Annotated in this window: 17 protein-coding genes, 1 tRNA gene and 1 pseudogene; 7 read left to right on the forward strand and 12 right to left on the reverse strand. The window is 70.7% G+C overall.

Features of this window, described 5'->3' with window-relative positions; genetic code table 11:
* Together AC1DVZ_RS04340 and AC1DVZ_RS04345 are read right to left on the reverse strand one after the other, a co-directional pair.
* Positions 1 to 501, reverse strand: a pseudogene (locus AC1DVZ_RS04340) (hypothetical protein); the annotation flags it as partial.
* 161 nt (positions 502 to 662) lie between these two features.
* Positions 663 to 2,111, reverse strand: coding sequence for an RNB domain-containing ribonuclease (locus tag AC1DVZ_RS04345; protein ID WP_477616951.1), 1,449 nt, complete (start codon positions 2,109 to 2,111; stop codon positions 663 to 665).
* 74 nt (positions 2,112 to 2,185) lie between these two features.
* Here AC1DVZ_RS04345 and AC1DVZ_RS04350 point away from each other — a divergent pair, with 74 nt between their 5' ends.
* The 3 genes from AC1DVZ_RS04350 to AC1DVZ_RS04360 all read left to right on the forward strand — a co-directional run bounded on the left by AC1DVZ_RS04350 (position 2,186) and on the right by AC1DVZ_RS04360 (position 4,952).
* Positions 2,186 to 2,935: a YaaA family protein gene (locus AC1DVZ_RS04350; RefSeq protein ID WP_477616952.1), complete on the forward strand. Its 750-nt coding sequence runs from the start codon at positions 2,186 to 2,188 to the stop codon at positions 2,933 to 2,935.
* A gap of 16 nt (positions 2,936 to 2,951) precedes the next feature.
* On the forward strand, positions 2,952 to 4,049 hold the full coding sequence (locus AC1DVZ_RS04355) for an SLC13 family permease (protein WP_477616953.1): 1,098 nt from the start codon (positions 2,952 to 2,954) through the stop codon (positions 4,047 to 4,049).
* 72 nt (positions 4,050 to 4,121) lie between these two features.
* Positions 4,122 to 4,952 (forward strand): CHAD domain-containing protein, encoded by an 831-nt coding sequence (locus AC1DVZ_RS04360; RefSeq protein ID WP_477616954.1) that lies wholly within the window; start codon positions 4,122 to 4,124, stop codon positions 4,950 to 4,952.
* Positions 4,953 to 4,955: 3 nt separating this feature from the next.
* Here the strand turns inward: AC1DVZ_RS04360 and AC1DVZ_RS04365 are convergent, their stop codons facing one another.
* The 6 genes from AC1DVZ_RS04365 to AC1DVZ_RS04390 form a co-directional block, all read right to left on the reverse strand.
* Positions 4,956 to 6,155 carry an O-succinylhomoserine sulfhydrylase gene (locus tag AC1DVZ_RS04365; protein WP_477616955.1) on the reverse strand — a complete coding sequence of 400 codons (1,200 nt, stop codon included), beginning with the start codon at positions 6,153 to 6,155 and terminating at the stop codon, positions 4,956 to 4,958.
* A complete protein-coding gene (locus AC1DVZ_RS04370; protein ID WP_477616956.1) occupies positions 6,152 to 6,595 on the reverse strand; it encodes a rhodanese-like domain-containing protein in 444 nt (147 codons plus the stop codon). Before AC1DVZ_RS04370 ends, AC1DVZ_RS04365 begins: the two co-directional genes overlap by 4 nt.
* Positions 6,596 to 6,672: 77 nt before the next feature.
* Positions 6,673 to 7,827 (reverse strand): bifunctional RNase H/acid phosphatase, encoded by a 1,155-nt coding sequence (locus AC1DVZ_RS04375; RefSeq protein WP_477616957.1) that lies wholly within the window; start codon positions 7,825 to 7,827, stop codon positions 6,673 to 6,675.
* Positions 7,828 to 7,830: 3 nt separating this feature from the next.
* Positions 7,831 to 8,622, reverse strand: coding sequence for a zinc ribbon domain-containing protein (locus AC1DVZ_RS04380; RefSeq protein WP_477617029.1), 792 nt, complete (start codon positions 8,620 to 8,622; stop codon positions 7,831 to 7,833).
* A complete protein-coding gene (locus tag AC1DVZ_RS04385) occupies positions 8,568 to 9,416 on the reverse strand; it encodes a Nif3-like dinuclear metal center hexameric protein (protein ID WP_477616958.1) in 849 nt (282 codons plus the stop codon). Before AC1DVZ_RS04385 ends, AC1DVZ_RS04380 begins: the two co-directional genes overlap by 55 nt.
* A gap of 13 nt (positions 9,417 to 9,429) precedes the next feature.
* A tRNA-Val gene (locus tag AC1DVZ_RS04390) sits at positions 9,430 to 9,502 on the reverse strand.
* Between the two features lie 354 nt (positions 9,503 to 9,856).
* Between AC1DVZ_RS04390 and AC1DVZ_RS04395 the strand changes: the two genes are divergently transcribed.
* Positions 9,857 to 12,679: an immune inhibitor A domain-containing protein gene (locus AC1DVZ_RS04395; protein ID WP_477616959.1), complete on the forward strand. Its 2,823-nt coding sequence runs from the start codon at positions 9,857 to 9,859 to the stop codon at positions 12,677 to 12,679.
* A 123-nt stretch (positions 12,680 to 12,802) separates the two neighbouring features.
* Here AC1DVZ_RS04395 and AC1DVZ_RS04400 read toward each other — a convergent pair whose 3' ends face one another.
* On the reverse strand, positions 12,803 to 13,273 hold the full coding sequence (locus tag AC1DVZ_RS04400; RefSeq protein ID WP_477616960.1) for a peroxiredoxin: 471 nt from the start codon (positions 13,271 to 13,273) through the stop codon (positions 12,803 to 12,805).
* A 22-nt stretch (positions 13,274 to 13,295) separates the two neighbouring features.
* Complete coding sequence (locus AC1DVZ_RS04405; protein WP_477616961.1) at positions 13,296 to 13,721, reverse strand: DUF3052 domain-containing protein; 426 nt, start codon at positions 13,719 to 13,721, stop codon at positions 13,296 to 13,298.
* Positions 13,722 to 13,845: 124 nt separating this feature from the next.
* On the opposite strand from AC1DVZ_RS04405, the gene AC1DVZ_RS04410 reads away from it, so the two are divergent.
* Positions 13,846 to 16,173 (forward strand): FdhF/YdeP family oxidoreductase, encoded by a 2,328-nt coding sequence (locus tag AC1DVZ_RS04410; protein ID WP_477616962.1) that lies wholly within the window; start codon positions 13,846 to 13,848, stop codon positions 16,171 to 16,173.
* Position 16,174: 1 nt separating this feature from the next.
* On the opposite strand, the gene AC1DVZ_RS04415 is transcribed toward AC1DVZ_RS04410, so the two are convergent.
* Both AC1DVZ_RS04415 and AC1DVZ_RS04420 read right to left on the reverse strand, forming a co-directional pair.
* Positions 16,175 to 17,635, reverse strand: coding sequence for a PH domain-containing protein (locus AC1DVZ_RS04415; RefSeq protein WP_477616963.1), 1,461 nt, complete (start codon positions 17,633 to 17,635; stop codon positions 16,175 to 16,177).
* A complete protein-coding gene (locus AC1DVZ_RS04420) occupies positions 17,632 to 18,153 on the reverse strand; it encodes a PH domain-containing protein (protein WP_477616964.1) in 522 nt (173 codons plus the stop codon). Before AC1DVZ_RS04420 ends, AC1DVZ_RS04415 begins: the two co-directional genes overlap by 4 nt.
* Positions 18,154 to 18,208: 55 nt before the next feature.
* Here AC1DVZ_RS04420 and fdhD point away from each other — a divergent pair, with 55 nt between their 5' ends.
* Complete coding sequence (gene fdhD / locus AC1DVZ_RS04425) at positions 18,209 to 19,045, forward strand: formate dehydrogenase accessory sulfurtransferase FdhD (protein ID WP_477616965.1); 837 nt, start codon at positions 18,209 to 18,211, stop codon at positions 19,043 to 19,045.
* Positions 19,046 to 19,193: 148 nt separating this feature from the next.
* Positions 19,194 to 21,959 carry a pyruvate dehydrogenase (acetyl-transferring), homodimeric type gene (gene aceE, locus AC1DVZ_RS04430; protein WP_477616966.1) on the forward strand — a complete coding sequence of 922 codons (2,766 nt, stop codon included), beginning with the start codon at positions 19,194 to 19,196 and terminating at the stop codon, positions 21,957 to 21,959.
* Positions 21,960 to 21,986 lie beyond the last annotated feature (27 nt).

Below are 21,986 nucleotides of genomic sequence, written 5' to 3' on the forward strand. Positions count from 1 at the left end.
CTGCTGAGCGGCCATGCACACGATCAGCGCCGCCTGCCGGTCGGACACCGCCCAGTGCGCCCCRCGGATCGCGGCGATCGCGGGCCTCGTCCGCGGAACACCTGCTGCCACGACGTCGCCCTCGTCGCGTGCACAGACCACGTGCACGCGCACCCCAGGCACGTGCGGTGGTCGGTGGGTTGCGGGCACCGACACGTGGATGACATCGGTGTGGAATCCCGCGAGCCCGGCGGCCTGGAGCGCCGAGACACCGTCCAGGGCCGCCCCGGCGCCGACCTCCCACACGGCACGCCACCTCTGCGCCGCCTCGGACAGGTCGCCCGTGTGGAGCGCGACGGTATGCCGGCCGTGCGCCCGCCAGCGCCCCGCGACCACTTCGCGGCTGGTCGCTTGCCGGGTGACCCCGAGTGTCAGCAGGGCGGTGCGGGTGAGGACGCCGTCGTGCCGATCCCCCGCCGCGACCGCCTCCAGACGGAGCTCTCTGCGCGATGTCGAAGCCATCGCCCCAGCGTTGGACGTCGGCCGTCTTGCGCCCAGCCACGGCCACACCGCGGTGGACAAGGCTGGGCCGCGCCGCGGGCGGTGGACGGGATCCGTCGATTCGGTGCCGTTCCTTCCGGATATCCGGAAGCAACGCTTCCAACAGGCGCGAGAGGGGGCGGCTAGTGGACGATCTCGAAGCGGACCGTGCCGGTCGCGACGGTGGCCTCGGTGAGCTTGACCTTCACCCAGGTGCCGAGCTGGTTCTGGCCCTCGGCGTTGGCGAGGACGGCGGGATCCTGGATCTGCACGACCGCGCCACCCTTCTCGCGCTTGTCGACGACCATCGCGTCGAAGACCTCTCCCACGCGGTCCTCCAGGGCGGCGGCTTCGACGGCGTCCGCGCACGCTCGCTCGACACCGTTGGCGACCTTGTCGGACGCAGCCATGATCTCGGGCAGCGACGGCAGCGCTTCGCGCGCCCACTGGGGCACCTCCTCGCCGGCGCTCAGCGCCTCGCAGATGGCCAGCCCGAACCGGTCCACCAGGCGACGCAGCGGTGCCGTGACGTGGGCGTAGGGAGCGGCCACCGCGGCGTGGCCGGACTGCTCCGGCACGGCGCCGTCGAAGGGCGTGTAGCCGGCGCCGCGGAACAGGGAGGTCGCCTCGTGGATCAGGGCCAGGTGCTTGGGGTTGGTGCGGTCGAGGGTGCGCAGGAACTCGCCGTACGGCGTCCCCTCCTGCCACTCGATCCCCAGGGCCCGGCTCGCGTGGCGGAACCGACCCACGGCGTTCGGGTCGGGCGCGGGCATGGTGCGCAGGATGCCGACCTTGGCCTTCATCATCAGCTCCGCGGCCGCCATTCCGGTCATCAGCGAGATCTGGGCGTTCCAGTCCTCGACCTCCAGCGGCGGGCGGAAGTAGAGCCGGTAGTGCCCCTGGTCGTCCTCGTTGACCTCCTGCTCGGGCATGGGCAGGCTCGCTCCCCCGCGGCGGCGCTCGAACTCGATCCGCTTGAGCCCGACCTCCTTGAGCAGCAGCAGGCGCTCGTCCGCTGACCCGTCGTCGATGGACTTCTGCACGCCCCCGTAGTCGAGACGGTCCGTGCTCCTCACCATGGCCCGGTAGACCTCGACGGCGGTGCCTTCCGCGCCGGCGTCGAGACGCATGTCCCAGACGAACGCCGGACGGGTCTGCCCCGCCAGCAGACTGGCGGCACCCTCGCTCAACACGGTCGGGTGCAACGGAGTTCGCTTGTCCGGCGCATACACCGTCTGGCCGCGCCTGCGGGTCTCGGCGTCAACGGCCCCACCCGCCGAGACGAAGGCCGGCACGTCCGCGATGGCATACCTCACGCGGTAGCCGTCACCGTCGCGCTCGATGTGCAAGGCCTGGTCGAGGTCCATCGACCCGGGCGGGTCGATGGTGAGGAAGGCGACCGCCGTCTCGTCGCGCTCCGGCAGCGCAGGCGAGGCAGCAGAGGCGGTGGCCTCGGACTCCACCTCCGGGGGGAACGCCTCGGGCACGCTGAGCTCGGCGCGGATCGCGTCGAACCGGGCGACCAGCTCTGCGGACTGCGCGACGGCCTTGCCGGCCTTGGGCTGCTGGACGTGAATGCTGCGCGTGGGCATGGAGCCAACCTATCCAGACGCCTGCGCGGGTGACCCTCACCGGACCGACTGACCTCGCCACCTAGGCTGGGCCCGTGCTGATCCTGCTGCCCCCGTCGGAGTCGAAGACGGGCCGCACCCGCGGACGGTCGGTCGTCGCCGAGCACCTTTCCTTCCCCGAGCTCGCCGCGACCCGCCAGTCCGTCGCCGAAGCCGTCGCCATGGTCAGCGCACACCCCGACGCGGCTGCCACGCTCGGCGTCAGCCCCAACCTCACGACCGAGATCGCCCGCAACCTCGTGCTCCACACGGCGCCGGCGATGCCTGCCTCGCGGGTCTACTCGGGGGTCCTCTACGACGCGCTCGACTACGCGTCCCTCGACAGCGCCGCCAAACGCCGGGCCAACCGCTGGCTCGTCGTCGTCTCGGCGCTCTACGGCGCGGTGCGCCCCACCGACGCCATCGCCCCCTACCGCCTGTCCATGGCCGTGAACCTGCCCGGCGTGGGTCCCCTCGCCAGCGCGTGGAAGCCCGACCTCACCCGCGTGCTCCCGGAGGCCGCCGGCAGGGGTGTCGTGGTCGACTGCCGCTCCAGCACGTATGCCGCGGCGTGGGCTCCCCAGGGCGACCTCGCCGAACGCTGGGTGCAGGTGCGCGTGCCCGGGGCCACCCACATGGCCAAGCACACTCGCGGGCTCGTCGCGCGCGAGCTGTGCCGCATCGGTCGTGACGTCCGTCGGGTGCCTCAGCTCGCCGACGTGCTCGGCGACGCCTTCGCCGTGACGGTGGAGGAGCCGACGAAGGCCGGCCGACCCTGGATCATCGACGCCACTGCCCGCCCGTGACCGCGGCGCAGCGGCAGTGAACGTCACAGAGCTCGGCGACGTCCTCGCGCGGGTGCTGCCCGTGCTCATCTTCTTCGTCGCGATCACCGTCGTGGCCGAGATCGCCGACGCGGCGGGGGTTTTCGACGTCGCAGGTCACTGGGCCTCACGTGCCGGTCGCCATCGCACCCCTGTGCTGTGGCTGTTGTTCGTGCTCGTCGCGGTCGCCTGCACCGTCGTGCTGAGCCTCGACACGACAGCCGTCCTGCTCACCCCGGTGGGCCTGGCCATTGCCGCACAGCTGAAGATCTCCCCCATCCCGTTCGCGCTGACGACGTTGTGGATCGCCAACACCGCCAGCCTCTTGCTCCCGGTCTCCAACCTCACCAACCTGCTGGCCCTGCACCACTTCGCGCTGCTGGGGGTGGGCCACACGGGATATGTGCGGCTGGCCGTCCTCCCCGCCGTGGCGGCAGTGCTCGGCACCGTCGCCGTGCTCTACGCCCTGCACCGCCGCGAGCTGAGCGGGCGCTACCTGCCTGACGCGCCCCCGGATCCGCACGACCAGGTGCTGCTGCGCGTGGCTGCCGCTGTCTGCGTGGCGGTCGGACCGCTCTTCGCCATCGGCCTGTCCCCCGCCTGGGTGGCGTCCTGCGCTGCGGTGGTGCTCGTCGCCGCCGCGGGGGCTCGCAACCGCGACCTGGTCCGCCAGGTCTCCGTCCCGTGGAAGATGGCCCTGGCCGTCGCCGCGCTGTTCGTCGTCATCGACGCGGCGCTCCAGCTGGGGCTCCAACCCGCCCTGGCGTCCCTCGCCGGTCACGGCACGACCGCCGGCGACCTTGCCCGCGTCGCCGGCGTGGGCGCACTGGCCGCGAACGTGGTCAACAACCTGCCTGCCTACATCGCCCTCGAGTCGGTGACCTCGGACGTGCCAGCCCGCTTGATGGCGCTCCTGATCGGCGTGAACGTCGCACCGTTGGTCACCCCCTGGGCATCCCTCGCCACCCTGCTCTGGGCCCAGCGGTGCCGGGCACGCGGCATACACATCTCGGTGAAGTCCCTTGCGGCGCAAGGCCTGCTCTGCGCGGTCGGGTCGGCCGGGTTGGCCCTGGGAGCTCTCGTGCTCGCGCGCTGACGCGTGCAGCCGCCGATGGCCTCTCCTTGGGGTTCAACAGGATTTCGGGGACTCGTCCGGTAGAACTGGGCCATGAACCCGCGGGCAGGTCGCGATGTCGGACGGTACCTGCGCGACCTCGCGGCTCGGCTCGACGAGCTGGTCCCGACCGTCGTCGCCGGGACGCCCGACGCCGCACACCAGATGCGGACCACCGCCCGGCGCGCCTCCGCGTGCCTGACGTCGTTCGGGGACGTCCTGGAGATCCCCGACGGCGTCAGCATGGGCCGTGAGCTGTCCTGGCTCAGTGCCGAGCTCGGGGCGTTCCGGGACGCCGAGGTCCTCGCGACGAGGCTGCCTGCGGCGCACGAGGTGCCTGCCACGGTCGAGCAGGCGCTGACCGAGGCACTGGCGCGGGCGACGACCGACCTGCGCACCGCCCTGGACTCATCTCGGTTCGCCGCACTGTCGCCGGCCCTCGCGGCGGCCGGCGCGGCGGCGACCCCCCGACCTCGGCGACGGGAACTGCGTCGCGCCGTGCGGCAGGTGTGGCGCCGCACGCAGCGACGCCACGCGGCATACCTGACCGCCGCGGACGAGCACCTGCGCGACGAGTCACTCCACGAGGTGCGCAAGTCGCTGCGCCGGCTGCGCTACGCCAGCGACGCGCTCGGCGCCTCGTGCGGGTCGCGCATCGTGGCGGGGGCCGCGGAAGCCAAGACAGTGCAGGAGGTCCTGGGCGAGCACCACGACGCCGTGGTCAGCATCGGGCTGCTCCGCGGGCTGGCCGCCGACGAGCGCGACCCGGCCAGGATCGCCGCCTACGTGCTGCTGTTCGACGTGGAGACCACCGCCCGGGACCGCGCCCTGGCGAGGTTCGAGGCGACGTGGCCGCAGCTCGAACCTCACTTCCGGGGCCTCTAGCGCTCAGCCCATCCCACGGATGAGGTCCTCGATCACGTCCTGGACGTCCTCGAGCCCGACCGAGATGCGCACCGTGCCGTCGGTGATCCCGACCGCGGCGCGGGCCTCGGGCGTCAGTCGGCGGTGGGTGGTGGTGGCCGGGTGCGTGACCATCGACTTCGCGTCACCCAGGTTGTTGCTGATGTCGATGACGCGCAGTGCGTTCAGCAGGGCGAACGCCTCGGCCTTGCCGCCGTCGAGCTCGAAGGTCACCACGGTCCCTCCGCCCAGCATCTGCCGACGGGCCAGGTCGTGTTGCGGGAACGACGGCAGCCAGGGATAGAGGACCGTGGTCACCTTGGGATGGGCCTCGAGCGCCTCCGCCACGGCAAGGGCGTTGGCAGCCTGCTTCTCGACCCGCAGGGACAGGGTCTCCAGGCCCTTGACGAGCACCCAGGCGTTGAACGGCGACATCGAGGGGCCGGTGTGCCGCATCAGGTTCTTGACGGGCCCGTCGATGAACTCGGCGGTCCCCAGGACGGCCCCTCCGAGGGTGCGGCCCTGACCGTCGATGTGCTTGGTGGCCGAGTAGACGACGATGTCGGCGCCGTGCTCGAGAGGCTTGGAGAACACCGGCGTGCCGAAGACGTTGTCGACCACGACCTGGGCGCCTGCCGCATGGGCCAGGTCCGAGACCGCACGCATGTCGACCAGCTCCTGCATCGGGTTGCTGGGGGTCTCGAAGAAGACGGCCTGGGTCGGCTCGGACAGGGCCTCACGCCACTGGTCGAGGTCGGGTCCGTCGACGAACACCGTCTCGACGCCCCAGCGCGGCAGGATCTCGTCGAGGATGACGAAGCACGACCCGAACAGCCCCCGCGACGACACGACGCGGTCGCCGTTGCCCAGCAGGGCGGCCAGCGCCACGAAGACCGCGGACATCCCGGAGGCCGTGGCGAAGCAGGCCTGCGCCCCCTCGAGCTCGCGCAGCCGCTGCTCGAACATGGTCACCGTGGGATTGCCGTAGCGCGAGTAGATGAAGTGGTCGACCTCGTCCTTGAAGGCTGCCTCCGCCTGCTCGGCGCTCTCGTAGACGAATCCGGACGTGAGGTAGAGCGCCTCGGCGGTCTCGTCGAAGTTGCTCCGGTTCAGCCCACCGCGCACGGCGATGGTGTCAGGGCGAAATCCGCTCTGTGGCAACGGGTCTGGCGTCACGTCGCTCACCCCTGCCGCCACGGCAGGCCAGCGTTCTTCCAGCCCGCGACAGCACGGTGCCCGTGCTCGTCGTGCGGTCCCTCGAAACCCTCGAGCACGTTGTAGGCCGGCCCGAGACCAGCCTTCGTGGCGGCCTGCGCCGCGGCGATCGAGCGCACTCCGGAGCGGCAGATGAAGTAGATCGGCGCCCCGTCGGGCAGCCCGGCATCCTGCAGCTGCTCGACGAAGTCGCCGTTGACGGCGCCGTCCGGATAGCGCTGCCACTCGACACAGACCACCCGCTTGCCGATCGGCGACAGGTCGGGCACCCCGACGTAGCTCCACTCCGCGGTGGTCCGCACGTCGACGAGGACGGCGTCGTCCTCAGCCGCCAGCGCGGCATACGCATCCTCGGGGGCGACGTCGCCGGCGTACGTGAGGGACTCAGCGTTGATGGACTCAGCACTCATGGCGCCAGCCTAGAACTCACGCCACATGGCGAGACGAGCGGCCCACGTCGTGGACCACCGGGACGAAGGCAGCGGCCTCAGGTGCGGTTGGTGAAGGCGACCGAGACGTTGCCGTCGGGCCAGACCTCCAGGGCGGTCAACGAGCCCGGCGCGGCGGCGAGGCGCCACACCTTGTCGTGCGGGATGCCCAGGACGTGGGCCAGCACGCACATGATCGGCTTGCGGTGGCAGACCACCACCGTGGTACCGCCCGCGGCGACCACCCGGTCGAAGGCGGCGACGACGCGCGCAGCCAGCTGGTCGTGCGACTCCCCGCCGGGACGGGTGTATGCCGGGTCCTCGCGCATCGCGGTCAGCTCGCCCGGGTGGTCGCGGACCAGGTCGGGGATGCTGGCGCCGTCCCAGTCGCCGAAGTCCTGCTCGTCCCAGTCCTCGTCGACCAGCGGCGTGACCCCGATGGCCTCGGCCACGGCTGCGCCGGTCTGGCGCGCGCGGGCCAGCGAGGACGTGACCACCCGCGCCGGCGCCCCGCCGAGGAGGTGTGCGGTCGCGCGTCCAGCGGCTGCCGCCTGGGCCTGGCCTGCCGTGTTGAGCGACGGGTCGACGCCGCCACGGCCGTCGAGGCGCGAGGCGACGGTGAAGTCGGTGACGCCATGGCGGACCAGCACGATCCGGGTCGGTGTGCCCTGCCACGGCCCCGTGGCAACCGGACCGGGTTCGGGGTCGATCAGCTCGTCGACCACCTCGTCGACGGTCTCGTCGACCGTCGACCCACCCGTGCTCTCCCCCAGCATGCGGTCGATGGTCCGGCCGTCCATGCCGTCGTTGGACAGGGCGTCCGCGTCCTTGTTCTGCTCGCGAGGGATCCAGGTGAACGACACGGACCCGCCTGCCGCGCTGATCTGGGCGGCCAGGTCGCGGGCCTCGAGCGCGAGCATGCGCATGTCCGGGTGCTTGATCTTCCAGCGTCCGGCCATCTGCTCGACGACGAGCTTGGAGTCCATGCGTGCCTCGACGTCCGCGCCCGGGTCGATCCGCAGGACCGCCTTCAGCCCGGCGATGAGGCCCGAGTACTCGGCGACGTTGTTGGACTCCTTGCCCAGTGGTGCTGCGCCCTCCCACAGGACCCGCCTCGTGGCAGCGTCGCGCACCAGGGCGCCGTACCCGGCGACCCCGGGGTTGCCCCGGGAGCCGCCGTCAGCCTCGATGACGAGCGCGCGTCGGTCAGGCACGGGTCAGAGGCCGGACTCGGCCGTGCGCACGAGGATGCGCCGGCACTCCTCGCACCGCAGCACCTCGTCGTCCGGAGCGGCCTTGATGCGGTTCATCTCGACGTTGTTGAGCTCGAGCTGGCAGCCGCCACAGCGCCGTTGCCGCAGTGGCGCCGCGGCGAGGCCACCGCTCTGCAGTCGGACCTTCTCGTACAGCGTGACGAGCTCGTCGCCGACGCCGGCGACGATGTCGGCGCGTGGGGCGGAGATCTTGGTGGCCTCGAGCTCGAGGTCGGCCAGGGCCGCATCCCTGGCCTCGCTGGCCGCCGTGAGCTGCGCGGCGAGCGTGGTGTGCTCGACATCGAGCTGCGAGACGGCGGACTCGGCGTCCTCGGCCCGCTCCATGACCTCGATCTCGACGTCCTCGAGCTCGGACTGGCGACGGACGAGGGACGCGAGCTCGTGCTGGATCGCCTGCAGGTCCTTGGCCGACCCCGTGCCGGAGTCCAGGCGGGCCTGGTCGCGCGCCGCCCGCTCGCGGACGAGCTGCACGTCGGCTTCGGCCTTGGCAATCTCGCGCTGGATGTCGCCGAGCTCGGTGCGGGCTCGCACCAGCAACGAGTCGAGGCCCGCGGCCTTGGTCTCGAGATCAGCCAGCACGGCGTGCTCGGGAAGGTTCTTGCGGGCGTGCGCGATCTGGTCCAGACGGGTGTCGATCGCCTGGAGGTCGAGCAGTCGCCACTGACGGGACGGGTCGGCTTTCAGGACGTACCTCCAAGCCCAGCGGGCGATTCGGCTCCGACCACGAAGTCCCAGGGGTCGGTGCGCAGTGTTGAGATGTGGGTCTCCACCTTAGGGGCCCCGTCGCCGCCCTCCGCAATCGCGCCCCTGAGCCGATCGGCGGCGCCGGCCAGCCAGAGCGACTCGGTGGCCCAGTGACCTGCGTCGATGAGGTAGGGCGGACCCCCTCTGGACTCCTCGCGTGCCTCGAGGACCGGGTGGTGCCGCAGGTCGGCCGTGACGTAGACGTCCGCTCCGCTCGCCCGGACCTGGTCGAAGAGGTCGTCGCCGGCGCCCCCCATCACGGCGACCCGCTCCACCCGGGCACCAGCCGGGCCGGCGACCCGCAGCCCGCCCGCGGAGGGCGGCAGGGCGGCATACAAGGACCTGGTGAACTCGGCCAGGGACACGGGCTGGGCCAGGCGCCCCACCCGCCCCAGGGCCTGCCCCTCGACCACCGCGAGGGGCTCGACGTCGCTGAGGCCGCATGCCTGGGCGAGGGCGTCGTTCACACCCGGCGAGGCGACGTCGGCGTTGGTGTGGGCGACGTACAGCGCGATGTCATGGACCACGAGCGCCGTGACCGAGGCGCCCTTGGCGCCCGACGTGGCCACGCTGTGTATGCCGCGCAGCAGGAGCGGGTGGTGCGTCACCACGAGGTCCGCGCCCAGGGCCCTCGCCTCCTCGATGACCGCGAGCGTGGGGTCGACCGCGAAGTGGATCCGTCGCACCGGCTGGGTGAGGTCACCGGCCACCAGTCCGACCTGGTCCCACGACTGCGCCGTCGAGGGCGGGTAGAGGTCATCGAGCACACGGACGACGTCAGCCAAGGTGGTGTGCATGTGGGCCCGGCCGGGCTCGAACCGACGACATCCACGGTGTAAACGTGGCGCTCTACCAACTGAGCTACAGGCCCGCGTCGTCACGGCTGGCGCGGGCGCCGCGTGCTGACTGCGGTCGACATTCTGTCAGGTCACGGAGCCAGGTCGAGTCCGGGTCGAGTCCGGGTCGAGTCCCGGTCGAGTCCGGATCGAGTCCGGGTCGAGTCCGGGTCGACGGACAGGTCGCAACGCGACCGCAGGCCAACGCGACACATCGTCCTGTCTGAGCAGCTTCAGACGAAGAATTTACCTGCCAGAACCGAGAAATCCAGCCGGTGCTTCTTCCCAAGCCTGCAGAACCACAGCAAGATGCCGCCCAACGTGCCTCCACCGCGGGGGCCGCCAGCCCGCGGCCGCACACCGCGGGTCGAACCCTCGAAGGGACGCACATGACTCGCAGGATCACGGGGCATCGGCTCCGGGCCACTGCGGTGGTGCCTGCCGTCGCCCTGGTTGCCGCCGGCTTCGCCGCCGCCGGCTCCACGGCCTCGGTGGCAGCACCCGCACCGGCCGGCACGCCAGCCGCAACGTCGCCCGCCGGCGACTACTTCCTGAACACGGTCGCACCCCGCGCGGAGGCGGCGGTCGGCAAGGACATCGCGCTCAGCAAGAGCAAGGCCGYGAACAAGCAGCAGCTCGACGCCCTGGCCAAGGCCAAGGTCTACGACGAGAAGCACGCCAAGGGAAACCCCCAGGCGGCCCGCCAACTGGCCAAGCTGGAGGCGGAGTCGGTCCGGACGGGCAAGAGCCCCAAGGCCATCAAGCAGGCCAAGAGCACGCAGGTGGCCAAGCTCCTGACGATCCTGGTCGAGTTCAACACCCAGGCGAACGACGACTTCTCCGGCTCCATGGTGCCGGAGGGCTGGGGCGCGGAGGGATGCGTCCCCGGGAACATGCAGAACGGACCCACGCACAACACCATCCCCAACCCCGCTGGCGCGGGCCTGCTGGACAACAACTCGATGTGGATGCCGGACTTCTCGTCCGCGCACTACAACGCGATGCTCTACACCAAGACCGGCATCACCCAGCGCGTCCGCACCGACCTCACCGGTCCTGACGGCCAGCCCGGCTTCGACATCTCCGGCTACACGATGAAGAACATGTACGAGGAGATGTCCAAGGGCGCCTACACCGTCAGCGGTGCCGCCACCCCCTGGGTGTCAGTGGCCCACTCGGAGGCGTACTACGGCGCCACCGTGTGCCACCAGAACGACGCGGGCGTGTGGGAGTACGGCGCGATCCAGGACATGCAGGGTCACCCGGACAACCCGCTGGGCCCCGGCCAGCTCCCGATCGACGCAGTGGCAGCCCTCGCCAAGGCCCAGCCCAACTTCCCGTGGGCCGACTACGACCTCGAGGACCAGGGCGACGTCGACGGCGACAGCAACGTGCTCGAGCCCGACGGGGTCATCGACCACGTCGTGCTCGTCCACGCAGGTGAGGACAAGTCCGGTGGCGGCGGCGCCCAGGGCCCGTACGCCATCTGGGCGCACTCCTCGGCCGTGGCCGGCGGCGCTCCCGTGCCCGGCACCAACCTGAAGCTGTCGAACTACATCGTGCAGCCCGAGGACTCCGGTGTCGGTGTCTTCTCGCACGAGTACGGCCACGACCTCGGTCTGCCGGACCTCTACGACACCGCCAGCGGCGGCGACTCCGACGTCGACTTCTGGGACCTGATGAGCTCCGGCTCGCACTCGGGCCCGATCTTCCAGTCGATGCCGACGCACATGGGCCTCTGGGACAAGTGGGTCCTGGGCTGGGCCGACCCGGTCCAGATCAACCCCGGCGACGACCCCCGCACGGTCCTCGTGGGCCAGACCAGCCGCACCCCCAAGGGCACGGCTGACGGCGTCAAGATCAACCTGCCGCCGAAGACCCTCACCCTCGCCGAGCCGCACTCCGGCTCGACCATGTGGTACTCCAGCGCCGACCAGTCGTGGGCGAAGAACACGCTGACGCGCGACGTCTCGGTGCCTGCCGGTGCCACGGACGCCCGCTTCTGGATGTGGAACGACTACTCCATCGAGGAGGACTGGGACTTCGGCTTCGTCGAGGTCTCGACCGACGGTGGCGCCACGTGGACCGAGCAGACGGTCTACGACGAGGCGGGCACCGCGGTGTCCACCCCGGACGGCTACGCCGACCCGAACGGCCGCATGGCCGACTACGGCGGCAAGAAGTACGGCCTCACGGGTGCGACCGATGGCTGGGCGCACAACTACGCCAACCTCACCGCCTTCGCCGGCCAGAACATCAAGGTCCGCCTGGTGTACGCGACCGACGCGGGCTTCGAGGACAAGGGCTGGTTCGTCGACGACCTCTCCGTCACCAACGGCGCCACCACCGTGTGGTCCGACGACGCCGAGGCCAACCACGGCTGGACCACCGCCGTGGGCACCTGGGTCGACACCACCGGCGCCGGCTGGGTGCTCGACTCCGGCACGTCGCAGAACGCGCAGTACTACCTCGTGGAGTGGCGCAACTTCGACGGGTTCGACGCCGGCCTGCAGTACGCCTACGACACGACGTACCAGAAGCTCGGGGACAACGGTGCGTGGAAGGTCGAGAAGATCAAGTACAACGCGCCCGGTGCCCTCGTCTGGTACCGCGACACGGGGTACGGCAACGTCAACCACATCCTCAACAACCTCACGAGCCTGCCGAGTGAGGGCGCCAAGGGTGGTCTGCTCATCGTGGACAGCCACTTCGACCCGTTGCGTCGTACTGGCGTGAACGCGAGCCTCGAGGTTCCCGCCACCACGTTGCACAACCTGCCGTCGCGACCCCAGTCGTCCAACGCAGCGTTCAACCTGTTCGGGACCTACCCGTTCAACGAGTGCCAGGCCAAGGCTGACTTCACCGGCGAGGCGTGCAACGCCTTCCCGGCGCAGTCCGCGGTCACGTCGTTCACCGACGACTCGACCTGGTACCCGGGCATGGAGATCCGTGGCAACCGGATCTTCTACCGTGACCCGGACGCCTCCACGGTCGTCCCGTCACAGGGCAACGCGCCGTACAGCGTCCGCGTCGTCGACGCGGCCGGCAACCCGCTGCCGCAGTACTACGGCCTCGACATCGGCCTCGCCACCCCGCTCGGCTCGGGCAACCCGGCCGACGACGGTGTCGGGTACGGCACCACGGTGACCGTCACCAAGGCCATGGCTGGCAACCAGTCGGCGCAGATCAAGATCACGCCTCCGGCCCCCTAGTCCCGGGGAGCCATCAGAGGCGGGAGCCACCAAGGAACGGTGCGAGGGCCGGTATGCCGTGCGAGCGGCATACCGGCCCTCGTGCGTCCCAGCGTCGTCGGGTGGTGTGGCCCGGAGAGCTGGTCAGCCGCGCAGCTCGGCCAGCGCCGAGTGGTAGCCGGTGAAGTCACGCGCCTGGCCGATCTCGTTGACCAGGGACCACCGGACCACCCCGTGGCTGTCGACCAGGAAGGTGCCGCGCACCGCCGCTCCGGCCTGCTCGTTGAACACGCCGTAGCTCTGCGCGACCCCGCCGTGCGGCCAGAAGTCCGACAGGAGGGGGAAGAAGTAGCCCTCCTTGTCGGCCCAGGCACGCTGGCTGAACATGTGGTCGCAGGAGACCGCGAGCACCTGCACGTCGTCGGCGACGAAGCCGCCGAGGTCGTCCCGGATCTCACACAGCTCACCGGTGCAGATGCCGGAGAACGCGAAGGGGTAGAACACCAGGACGACGTTCTTGGCGCCGCGGAACTGCGCCAAGGAGAACTCCTGGCCGTTCTGGTCCCTGAGGGTGAAGTCCGGAGCCGCAGCCCCGACGGCCAAGGGTGAGGTCATGCCCGGCAGTCTGCCAGCGACGTCAACGCCGACCGGTCTTGGGGGCGACCAACCTGGTGGCAGTCCAGTCGTCGCAGGCGTTGACGGTGCCCGAGGTGTGCAGACCCGCGGTCGTCGCGGCTTCCTCGATGTCGCTCGCCTCGACGTGGCCGCGGCGACCCGACTTCAACGTGAGGACGACGACCGAGCCACCCTCGCCGAGGTTGGTCAGGGCATCGACGACGGCATCGACGAGGTCTCCGTCGTCCTGTCGCCACCAGATGAGTGAGGCGTCGGCGACGTCCTGGTACTCCTCGTCCTCGAGCTCGGTCCCGGTGTGATCCTCGATGGCGAAGCGGAAATCGTCATCGACGTCGGAGTCGTAGCCGAACTCCTGGATCACCTGTCCTGCGGTCAGGCCGAGTCGGCCCACCGATGCTTGCAGCGCAGACTGCGCTGGCGTGGTCACACCCTTCTCCATCCCTCGAGGCGGTCAGTTGCGGGTAAGTCCATCGGGTTGAGCCGGGATTTTCAACTGAGTCGGCGGAATACGCACACATTCCCACCGCGTGGACAAGGCTAGGGTCGGTCATATGGCCGATCAGCACTCCCCCAGCCGCCCTTCCGGAGCAGCTCCAGAGGCCCTGAGCAGCATCGATCCGACGGGAGTGGTCGACGCCCACGCGCCCAAGCAATGGGCTGCCGGCCTGCCCGCGGTCGTCAACTCGTTCCGCCACGGGGTCGAGCAGATGGGTCTGCCCCGGACGGCGCGGGTCTTCGGCCGCCTCAACCAGACGCAAGGCTTCGACTGCCCGTCCTGCGCCTGGCCCGACCCCGAGGCGGGCGACCGGCACGTCGCGGAGTTCTGCGAGTCCGGGGCCAAGGCGGTGGCGTGGGAGGCCACGAAGCGTCGCGTCGACCGCGAGTTCTTCGCCCGCCACGGCATCGAGGAGCTCGACGGGCAGAGCGAGTGGTGGTTGGGGCAGCAGGGCCGGCTCACCGAGCCGATGCACCGAGCGCCCGGCGCCTCCCACTACACGCCGGTGTCGTGGGACGACGCGTTCGCCATCATCGCGCGGCACCTCACTGCACTCCCCTCGCCGGACGACGCGGTGTTCTACACCTCGGGCCGCACGAGCAACGAGGCTGCCTTCCTCTACCAGCTGATGGTCCGCGCCTACGGCACCAACAACCTCCCGGACTGCTCCAACATGTGCCACGAGTCCTCGGGCACCGCGATGACCGAGCAGATCGGCATCGGCAAGGGTGCGGTCACGCTCGAGTCGCTCGAGCGGGCCGAGCTGATCGTGATCGCGGGCCAGAACCCGGGCACGAACGCGCCGCGCATGCTCACCCACCTCGAGCGGGCCAAGGAGAACGGCGCGGTCATCGTGGCGGTCAACCCGCTGCCCGAGGCCGGCCTCATCCGGTTCAAGAACCCCCAGACACCGCGCGGCCTGATCGGACCGGGCACGGCGCTCGCCGACGACTACCTCCAGATCCGGCTCGGCGGCGACCACGCCCTGTTCCGCGCGGTGGGCCACCTCCTCCTGGCCGCCGAGCAGGCCGCCCCGGGCACGGTCGTGGACCGCCAGTTCCTCGACGCGCACACCGCCGGCTACGACGCCTACGCCGACGCCGTCCGCGAGATCGACTGGACCGCAACGGAACTCGCGACCGGCCTCACGCGCGTCGAGATCGAGGCCCTGGCCAGGCGTTTCACCGAGTCAAGGGCCACCGTCGTCTGCTGGGCCATGGGCCTGACCCAGCACGTGCACGCCGTGATGACCATCCAGGAGATCGTGAACGTCCTCCTCCTGCAGGGCAACCTCGGCAAGGACGGCGCCGGCCCCTGCCCCGTCCGCGGTCACTCCAACGTCCAGGGCGACCGGACCATGGGCATCTGGGAGCAGATGTCCCAGCCGTTCCTGGACGCCCTCGAAGCCGAGTTCGGCTTCACCCCGCCCACGGACCACGGCGTCGACGCCAGCGCGACGGTCAAGCGGCTGCGTGACAAGTCGGTGCGCGTGTTCTTCGGCATGGGCGGCAACTTCGCGATGGCCACGCCCGACACGCCTGTCGTCCACGAGGGACTGCGTTCCTGCGACCTGACGGTCCACGTGTCGACCAAGCTCAACCGGTCGCACACAGTCACCGGCACCGAGGCCCTGATCCTCCCCTGCCTGGGCCGGACCGACCGCGACACCACCCCGCTCGGCGACCAGGGGGTCACGGTGGAGGACTCGCAGGGCCAGGTCCACCTGTCCCAGGGCCGGCTCGACCCACCGTCCGACCTGTGCCGGTCGGAGGTCGCGATCGTGGCCGGACTCGCCCGCTGGCTCGTGCCGGGGGTCGGCTCCATCGACTGGGCAGCGCTGTCCCAGGACAACGACTCCATCCGCGAGCACATCTCCCGGGTCGTCCCGAACTTCGAGGACTACAACACCAGGGTCCGCCGCCCCGGTGGGTTCCTGCTCCCCCACAAGCCGCGCGACCTGCGCGAGTTCGACACCCCGAGCGGCAAGGCCGAGTTCCTCGCCGGCCGCGTCCCGCCGCTCGAGGTGCCCGACGGACGGCTGCTGTTGCAGACCATCCGCAGCCACGACCAGTTCAACACCACGATCTACGGCCACGCCGACCGCTACCGAGGCATCTCGGGCAACCGGCGTGTGGTCCTCGTCAACCCCGACGACCTGCACCGGCTCGGGTTCCACCAGGGCCAGGTCGTCGACGTGGTCAGCGAGTTCGAGGGCACCGACCGCCGAGCCGAGGGCTTCACGCTCGTGTCGTACCCCACCGCCGAGGGCTGCGCTGCGGCCTACTACCCGGAGACCAACGTCCTCATGTCGGCCGACCACGTCGCCCTGCGGTCCAACACCCCGGTGGCCAAGGCGCTCGTGGTCCGCTTCGAAGCGCGCTAGGTCAGCGGAGCTGGGCCTGCTGGCGGGCGTGGCCCGAGCGGACCACCTGTTCGGCCAGCAGTCGGACCGCCTCGGGCTCGTCGAGGTGGGCGACGACCGGTGAGACCGGGCCGACCGTCGACAGCAGCTTGACCGTGGCGACGCCGCGACGGCGTTGCGCCGGGCCCTGCTCCACCGTGAGCGACTGGATGCGCGCGTGCGGCACGAACTGGGCGGCGCGGTACCACGCGCCGCGGCGGGTGAGCAGACCTCCGGGCACCACGGCATACCCCTGTCGTCGCCAGCCGAGGGGGTCGAAGGCCCTGGCTCGCCGGCTCGCGGTGACGAACCCCTCTGCCGTGCCCTCCCCTTCCAGCGCGGCGAGAGCCGCGGCCCGAGGTATGCCGGGGTGCACGAGAGCGAGGACCTGAAGGGCTTCCTCGCGGTTGCCCACCGGCATCAGCACCGTCTGGGTGACGTCGTCGCCGGCACCCGCACCGGCGACGTTGACCTGGATCCGCCACCAGCCGGTCAGCCGCCACGGCAGCGGCTGGCGCGCCTCGACCGCCTGGATGCGGTGCAGCGGCACCGTGGTCGTCCGCAGGTCGGTGAGGCCGTGCCGGATCCGCAGCCGGTCGACCTGGTGGAGCAGCTCGAAGTTGCACTCCTGGGTGAGTCGTTTGAGGTGGGACGTGCCCACGGCCAAGGTCATCGGGCCGAGCCAGGCCACCATCTCGGGCACGCCGAGCGCCACCGAGACCACGAGAGCGGGCACCGCGAGCAGGATGACGGCTCCGGGGCCGCTGTAGAAGATGGACTGCAGGATGCGCGAGTTCGGGATCGCGAGAATGCGGTGGCCCACGGGTTCCGGAGCAGGCAGGTCGGCGTAGTCCTCGTCCGACAGCCGGGTGCCGCCCCACTCCGGCATCCCGCTCGGCGCAGCAGCCATGGATCCGACGACCTCGTCGCTGCGCCCGGCGAGGGCCATCAGCTGCTCGCGGACCTGCTGGGCCTGGGCGTCGGTGAGGAACGACAGCTTGAGGTGAGAGTCCTTGCCACCGGCGGACTGGACCACGACCTCCGACAGTCCCGTGAGCCGAGCCAGCAGTGGCCGACCGAGGTCCACGGCCTGGATCCGGTCGAACCGCACCTGCCGGTGCTGCCGGTAGACCACGCCGGTCCGCAGCTCGATGAGGGTGTCGGCGACGCGGAAACGGGAGAACCGCCAGGACACCCACGCACCGGCGATGATGCCGAGAAGGACGACGACGACCGCGATCGCGGCCCAGCCCAGGTGGCCCTGGGTGGGGTCGTCGCGTTGGGCACCGAAGAACGAGTCCACTTGCTGCGACACGACGTAGGCCAGCACGGCGACGAACGCGATGCCGCCCTTGAGCAGGGGTGAGAGGGGATGCAGGTGCCGCCACTCGGTCTCGGGAGCCGGCTCCGTCGCCGGGACCGGCGTCGGCTCGACTGCGCTCACAGGCCGGCCCGCTGGGACTCGCCCCTGGCCGCGAGGCGCTCACGGAGGGCCTCGGCCTCGGCCGTCGGCAGCCCGGGGATCTGGCCGCCACTCTGCGGCGAGGCGGTGTGCAGCTCGACGGTCGCCATGTCGAACCGCCGCCCGAGCGGGCCGGACTGGACGTCGACGAACTGCAGCCGGCCGTAGGGCACGCTCACCAGGGTGCGGAACATCCGTCCTCGGCGGACCACCAGCTCCTCGGCACCTTCGGCCCAGGTGATCGCGGGGACCTGGCGACTGATCAGCCACGCACCCACGGCGAGGGCGACCGCGACGACCGCGGCCCCCACCCAGAACCACGTCCAGACGAACACGGCGAGCGCCAGCAGGGCGAGCAGCGGGGGCACGAGGAACACCGACAGGACGAGCAGCCGCGCGGTCGCGAGCCTGGGCGACACGGGGCGCCACGGCATACCGGTGTCGCCGAAGAGGCGGACCTCATCGGGGGACGGGGACTGGTCGATGGGGGCGTCGCTCACGTCTCCCAACCTATCCGCCGGTGATCGACCCGGGCCCGCGACATACATTGCTCGGGTGGGACGGGTGACGAGGCGGACGCCGGCGATCCGGGTCGAGGTGACCTCGGACGGGGTCCGGTCGACGGCCCGGCCGGACACCCTCGCTGTCGAGGAGCCCCTCGAGATCCGCGTGGCCGGCACCTCGGTCACCGTCACGATGCGCACGCCGGGCGACGACTTCGACCTCGCGCTGGGCAACCTGCTCACCGAGGGCGTCCTGCGCAGGGCCGACCAGGTGCGCCAGCTGATGCACTGCCTCGACGAGGACGAGTCCGGCTCCCCCACCTACAACGTGGTGGACGTGACGCTGGCACCGGACGTCGTGCCCGACCTGGGGCGCACCGCCCGGTCGGGCTACCAGAGCAGCGCCTGCGGCGTCTGCGGGAAGACGAGCATCGACGCCATCACCGCGACCAGCCCGTATGCCGTGGCCGACGACCCGCTGCGGCTGTCACCTGCCGTGGTCGCGAGCCTGCCCGACACGTTGCGGACCGGGCAGAAGGTCTTCGACCGGACCGGTGGCCTCCACGCGGCCGGGATCTTCACGGCCGACGGCGAACCCCTGGTCGTGCGCGAGGACGTCGGCCGGCACAACGCCGTCGACAAGGTGGTCGGCTGGGCCGGCCGCGAGGGGCTGCTGCCGCTGACCGGGCACGTCCTGGTCGTCAGCGGGCGGGCCAGCTTCGAGCTGGTGCAGAAGGCCGTGATGGCCGGGGTGCCGGCCCTGGTCGCGGTGTCGGCTCCCTCGTCGCTGGCAGTCGAGCTGGCCACTGAGTCCGGCCTGACGCTCGTGGGGTTCGCCCGCCCGCCGCGCCTGACGGTCTACGCGGGCGGCCACCGCCTCGGCCTGTGAGCCGACGCGGTTTGCCCGTGCTTCGCATACTGGCCAGTAGCCACCTCCGGTTGTGACCTGCGCCTCTTTGGGGTGGAAGATGGACGAGGAGGCCGCAGGCAACCCCGCGACCCCTCGTCAACACTGGCGCGAGAAAGGACCCACGACCGTGGCCGCACGTGAGGAAGCCGGACCCATTCTCAACGGCATCCCCAGCCAGCTCCCGGACATCGACCCCGAGGAGACCAAGGAGTGGCTCGACTCCCTCGACGGGGTCATCGAGGAGGGCGGCCGGCAGCGGGCTCGCTACGTCATGCTCAAGCTGCTCGAGCGCGCCCGGGAGATGCAGGTCGGGGTCCCGTCGCTGACGGCGACCGACTACATCAACACCATCTCGCCCGAGCAGGAGCCCTGGTTCCCCGGCGACGAGGAGGTCGAGCGCCGCTACCGCGCCTACCTGCGCTGGAACGCCGCGGTCATGGTGCACCGCGCGCAGCGGCCCGGCATCGGCGTCGGTGGCCACATCTCCACGTACGCCTCGGCCGCCACCCTCTACGAAGTCGGCTTCAACCACTTCTGGCGCGGGCCCGACCACCCGGGCGGCGGCGACCAGGTCTTCTTCCAGGGGCACGCCTCCCCCGGCATGTACGCCCGCGCCTTCCTCGAGGGCCGCCTGTCCGAGGACCAGCTCGACGGGTTCCGCCAGGAGAAGAGCCACATCGTCGGCGGGCAGCCGGTCGCGCTGCCGTCCTACCCGCACCCGCGGTTGATGCCCGACTTCTGGCAGTTCCCGACGGTGTCGATGGGCATCGGGCCGATGAACGCCATCTACCAGGCGCAGTTCAACAAGTACCTGCACAACCGCGGCGTCAAGGACACCAGCCAGCAGCACGTGTGGGCGTTCCTCGGCGACGGCGAGATGGACGAGCCGGAGTCGCGCGGCCTGCTCCAGCTGGCGGCCGGCGAGGAGCTCGACAACCTCACCTTCGTCGTCAACTGCAACCTGCAGCGCCTCGACGGCCCGGTCCGTGGCAACGGCAAGATCGTCCAGGAGCTCGAGGCGTTCTTCCGCGGCGCGGGCTGGAACGTCATCAAGGTGGTCTGGGGTCGCGGGTGGGACCCGCTGCTGGCCCAGGACCGCGACGGTGCCCTCGTGCACCTCATGAACACCACGAGCGACGGCGACTACCAGACCTTCCGCGCCAACGACGGCAAGTACGTCCGGGACTTCTTCTTCGCCCGCGACCCGCGCACCCGCGAGATGGTCAAGGACTGGTCGGACGAGGACATCTGGTGGCGCCTCAAGCGCGGCGGCCACGACTACCGCAAGGTGTTCGCGGCCTACCAGGCGGCGATGAACCACACGGGGCAGCCGACCGTGATCCTGGCCAAGACGATCAAGGGCTACGGCCTCGGCAGCCACTTCGCCGGCCGCAACGCCACCCACCAGATGAAGAAGCTCACCCTCGACGACCTCAAGGGCCTGCGCGACAGCCTCAAGCTGCCGATCTCGGACGAGGTGCTGGAGAAGGACCCCTACTCCCCGCCCTACTTCCACCCCGGACCCGACGACCCGAGCATCAAGTACCTGCTCGAGCGCCGCGAGAAGCTCGGAGGGCCGCTGCCCGTGCGCCGCGTGCAGCACGAGCCGCTCAAGCTGCCCGACCACTCGGCCTACGACGTCGTCAAGAAGGGCACCGGCAAGCAGCAGATCGCCACGACGATGGCGTTCGTCCGGCTGCTCAAGGAGCTCATGCGCGACAAGGAGTTCGGCAAGCGAGTCGTGCCGATCATCCCCGACGAGGCCCGCACCTTCGGCATGGACTCGTTCTTCCCGACGATCAAGATCTACAACCCACACGGCCAGAAGTACACCTCCGTCGATGCGGAGCTGATGCTCGCGTACAAGGAGGCCAAGGACGGCCAGATCCTGCACCTCGGCATCAACGAGGCGGGCTCGATGGCGGCGTTCACCGCGGCCGGCACGTCGTACGCCACCCACGGCGAGCCGATGGTCCCGATCTACGTCTTCTACTCGATGTTCGGCTTCCAGCGCACCGCCGACTCGATCTGGGCGGCCGCCGACCAGATGGCTCGGGGGTTCCTCATCGGTGCCACCGCCGGTCGCACGACCCTCACCGGTGAGGGCCTGCAGCACGCCGACGGCCACAGCCCGCTGCTGGCGGCGACCAACCCGGCCGTGGTTTCCTACGACCCGGCGTTCGGGTTCGAGATCGGGCACATCATGGAGGACGGGCTGCGCCGGATGTACGGCGACGACCCGGAGAACGTCATCTACTACATCACCGTCTACAACGAGCCGATGAGCCAGCCGCAGGAGCCCGAGAACGTCGACCACGAGGGGATCCTGCGGGGCATGCACCTGTTCGCCCCGGGCATCCCCGACGGGCTGCCGGACGACGCCCCGCGCGTGCAGCTCCTCGCCTCGGGTGTCGGTGTGCCGTGGGCCCTCGAGGCGCAGGACCTGCTGCGCAACGACTGGGGCGTCGTCGCCGACGTGTGGTCCGTGACGTCGTGGAGCGAGCTGCGTCGGGACGGGATGGCCTGCGACGAGCAGCGCTTCCTCCACCCCGAGGGCGAGGCCCGCACCCCCTACGTCACCGAGCGGCTCCGGGACACGCGCGGTCCGGTCGTCGCCGTCTCCGACTACATGCGCCAGGTGCAGGACCAGATCCAGCAGTGGGTGCCCGGAGACTTCGCCTCGCTCGGCGCCGACGGGTTCGGGTTCTCCGACACCCGCCCTGCGGCCCGGCGGTTCTTCCACATCGACGGCCCGTCCGTGGCGGTGCGCGCCCTGCAGATGCTCGTCCAGCGTGGCGAGGTCGACGGCGGCGTGGCCCGCGAGGCCGCGGCCCGCTATCGCCTCCTCGACGTCACCGCCGGCACGTCCGGCAACGCCGGAGGCGACAGCTGACACCGGTCTGACCATGATCAGTTGGTG

This window comes from Pedococcus sp. P2_E5, assembly GCF_056403895.1.

Bases quoted from the DNA above. Each gene is read 5' to 3' on its own strand.
- AC1DVZ_RS04345 (WP_477616951.1), bottom strand. From the start codon at position 2,111: ATGCCCACGCGCAGCATTCACGTCCAGCAGCCCAAGGCCGGCAAGGCC.
- AC1DVZ_RS04360 (WP_477616954.1), top strand. From the start codon at position 4,122: ATGAACCCGCGGGCAGGTCGCGATGTCGGACGGTACCTGCGCGACCTC.
- AC1DVZ_RS04370 (WP_477616956.1), bottom strand. From the start codon at position 6,595: ATGAGTGCTGAGTCCATCAACGCTGAGTCCCTCACGTACGCCGGCGAC.
- AC1DVZ_RS04400 (WP_477616960.1), bottom strand. From the start codon at position 13,273: ATGACCTCACCCTTGGCCGTCGGGGCTGCGGCTCCGGACTTCACCCTC.
- AC1DVZ_RS04410 (WP_477616962.1), top strand. From the start codon at position 13,846: ATGGCCGATCAGCACTCCCCCAGCCGCCCTTCCGGAGCAGCTCCAGAG.